At 49.1% G+C, this 2,511-nt stretch carries 4 protein-coding genes; 2 read left to right on the top strand and 2 right to left on the bottom strand.

What is annotated here, in order from left to right:
* Nucleotides 1-272: hypothetical protein (locus T370_RS0121640; protein WP_029436982.1), on the bottom strand; the 272-nt coding region annotated here is incomplete at its 3' end.
* Nucleotides 273-400: 128 nt separating this feature from the next.
* On the opposite strand from T370_RS0121640, the gene mobQ reads away from it, so the two are divergent.
* Nucleotides 401-1,498, top strand: a complete 1,098-nt coding sequence (mobQ, locus tag T370_RS24705) for a MobQ family relaxase (RefSeq protein ID WP_081847624.1) — start codon at nucleotides 401-403, stop codon at nucleotides 1,496-1,498.
* On the top strand, nucleotides 1,495-1,923 hold the full coding sequence (locus T370_RS23965; protein ID WP_051643942.1) for a hypothetical protein: 429 nt from the start codon (nucleotides 1,495-1,497) through the stop codon (nucleotides 1,921-1,923). The genes mobQ and T370_RS23965 overlap by 4 nt, the downstream gene beginning before the upstream one ends.
* A gap of 133 nt (nucleotides 1,924-2,056) precedes the next feature.
* Here T370_RS23965 and T370_RS0121620 read toward each other — a convergent pair.
* Nucleotides 2,057-2,511: replication initiation protein (locus tag T370_RS0121620; RefSeq protein WP_156034487.1), on the bottom strand; the 455-nt coding region annotated here is incomplete at its 5' end.

Here is a 2,511-nt window from a genome sequence, read left to right as displayed (position 1 = left end):
CCCCCGCCGCTCAGACGAGTAAATCCCTCTAGAGCCCTCTGTAGATTCTTCTCTTTGAGATGTCTTTTTGCGGAATCTATGAGGCGTTGTCTGCCTGCTTCATCAGCGCTTTTGAAAATCTCCTCGACCATGATACCCCAAGAAAAAAGTTGGCCGTCCCGTTTTTTGCGATGAACTTCCGCTTGTTTGGCTTCCTCTTTTTGGAGTCTTGCCCGAAGTTGAGCAATACGCTGGGCTCTTTTTTGTTCAGTTGTCAATGTTTGTTCGGACATAGAAGCCTCCTATATTGACGGATTATTAGCAAAATGATAGCCAGTAATCAAGTCTGAAAATATACAGAAGTGCGCACATTAGCATTGCAAGCAATGCCTGTGCGCTCTCCGAGGGATAAGGAAAGGATATGGCGATCTTCCATTGCCAAGCAAAGGCTGTCAGTAGAGCGTCAGGGCGTAGCGCGACAGCGTCAGCGGCATATCGTTCTGGAGAGTCGATAACCGATAGACGTACAGGTGAAGTATACGATTATGAAAAAAAACAAGGTGTCGGGTACAAAGAGATAATCACACCAGATGGAAGCCAAATAGATCGTTCCGATCTTTGGAATAGAGCAGAAGAGGCAGAGAAACGAAAAGATGCAAAAGTGGCGCGAGAGTGGGAACTTGCCTTACCCTCAGAATTGACAGCAGAACAAAGAAAAGACCTTGCATGTACTTTTGCTCGTATGCTTGTAGATCGCTATGGTGTTGTTGCTGATGTATGTATCCATGAACCAAGCCGCATAAGTGACCAAAGGAATCATCATGCACATATTTTGACGACGACACGTACCTATGCCGATGGTATATTGGGTGAAAAAACGCGGATATTGGATAGCCCCAAGACTAGCGGCAAAGAAGTAGAGTATATGCGTCAGGCTTGGGCCAACCTTGTAAACCGAGCTCTAGAATGGGCTGGTCATGATACCCGCATAGACCATCGAAGTCTGGAGGCTCAGGGGATAGGCCGTTTACCCACTAGTCATCTAGGGCCGATAGCCACGGCTATGGAACGTCGAGGCATCCAGACTGAACGCGGCGATTTGAACCGCGGAGTCTCAGAACTCGCGAAGGAAGAACAAAAGGAACTTGCCGTGCTGGAGCGACAGCAACGTGGCGTCAATGCCGCACGAAACTGGTTTGCTAAAGAAACGGCTGAGCGAGAGGAGAAAGAACGGCAAAGGCTACAACATGAGGCACAGAAAGAAAGAGAGCGAAAGGCCCAACAGAAGGAAAGAGAACGTGTTAATTCATTGTTTTTACATTCTTATGTAGATAAAGGGTATGGCGAAATGGTTACGAGCGCCAAGTGGGAATTGGCAAAGTGGGACAAGGCCACGCCTGAAGACCGTGTGAAGCAGGAACAGCAGGCTGAAACAAGGATTGCCAAAATCAACAAGGAGCGTGAAGAGCGGAGACAACGAGAACGAGCACAGGAGCGCGATGGAGGGTGGAGCCTATGACCGATGAGGAAAAGCTGTATGTCCTGATGGCTCAGGCTGAAGACTTGCAGAAGCACGCCGTAGAGCTTCAAAAAGAGGCTCAGGAGACGTTTTCAGCTCTTCCCCTTGCCGTTGAGCAGGCCGTGCAGAAAATACGCTCAGAGAGGTTTTCAGCGGCTGTATACGTGTTCTGCTTTGGTGCTCTCATTGCCGGAGGGATATATGCCGGGCTGAATGTCTACGGGAGCAAGCTCCAAGAAGAGCACGAAAAGCTGAAAACTGCAATCCAAGATGAAGAAGCCACTCTGACCAAGCTGGAGTCAAAGACGTGGGGGCTGAGTCTGTATGAAGATGAGAAAGGACGTTTCATTGTGTTGCCAGAGGGGATGAGAACAGAGTCAAATTGGACGGTAGGCAAAAGAGACGCTATCCGTCTGGTGAAATGAAAAAGGCCGGAGAGCCAACCCCTCCGGCCTTCCCCCGGATGTACCTGCGTCTGTACTGGGGGACGCCTGCTATTTTTCAGCTATCTAGCTATCACTAAAGTATATTTAAGGCAATCTTTTATCGGTGGGAAGGTTAAGACAACAGCGATCCCTGTTTGACGACATGGGGGCGTGTAGAACTGAGAGATTCGCAGATTCCTTTTTCCCGGCAGAGCTTGCAGACTATGCGCACGTTGTCCATTGTCCGACAGTCCCCGCCTTTTGCTTTGGCACATTCCACAGCCCTGATGAAACGCTGATTTGTTAATCTCTGGCGTTTTTCCTCTTTGGCCTTTTTCTGTTCCTTTTGGGCCAGAGCTTTTTTCCCGCCGGAGAAGATGAACCGTATCTTTTCCACCGAGCGGCCTACCTTCACAGGTTCCCACTCAAACCGGAAGGATGTCTTTTCCGTGATGTCCTTGTGGGCTTTGTCCAAGACACGACGACGAAATTCTTTGAAATTCGCTTGAAAAGACGGAGGCGTATCAAGAAATCGGTGAAGGTCTGCCTTCGGAATAGTGGCTTCTCCATTTTTGGAGTTCGCAAGGG

The sequence above is a fragment of the Bilophila wadsworthia ATCC 49260 genome (genome assembly GCF_000701705.1).
Classification (GTDB): Bacteria; Desulfobacterota; Desulfovibrionia; order Desulfovibrionales; family Desulfovibrionaceae; genus Bilophila; species Bilophila wadsworthia.
Note: the sequence above shows the minus strand (reverse complement) of the source record. Positions and strands in the feature narration are given on the sequence as shown.